Origin of the sequence: Escherichia sp. HH41S (assembly GCF_009820115.1) — a bacterium.
Taxonomy (GTDB): Bacteria; Pseudomonadota; Gammaproteobacteria; order Enterobacterales; family Enterobacteriaceae; genus Escherichia; species Escherichia coli_F.
The window spans coordinates 1-406 of the sequence record NZ_VNXE01000018.1 but is presented as its reverse complement, the minus strand read 5'-3'; the positions used below and the strand labels follow the sequence as shown (position 1 = coordinate 406).

Annotated in this window: 1 protein-coding gene; it reads left to right on the top strand. The window is 56.2% G+C overall.

What is annotated here, in order from left to right:
• A partial coding sequence (locus FQZ95_RS05175; protein WP_160529954.1) for an Ig-like domain-containing protein occupies positions 1-345 on the top strand: 345 nt, incomplete at its 5' end.
• Positions 346-406 lie beyond the last annotated feature (61 nt).

Genomic DNA, 406 nt, shown 5'->3' with positions numbered 1-406 from the left:
GCGAAGGAAGTGATCACCCGCACGGTGAAAGTCACCAATGTGGGACGTCCGTCGATGGCAGAAGATCGCAGCACGGTGACGGCGACAACCGGCATGACGGTGACACCCGCCAGTGCTTCCGTAGTGAAAGGGCAGAGCACCACGCTGACCGTGGCATTCCAGCCGGAGGGCGCAACCGACAAGAGCTTCCGTGCGGTGTCTGCGGATAAAACAAAAGCCACCGTGTCGGTCAGTGGTATGACCATCACCGTGAAAGGTGTTGCTGCAGGCAAGGTCAACATTCCGGTCGTATCCGGTAATGGTGAGTTTGCTGCGGTTGCAGAAATCAACGTCACCGCCAGTTAATCCGGAGAGTCAGCGATGTTCCTGAAAACCGAATCATTTGAACATAACGGTGTGACCGTCA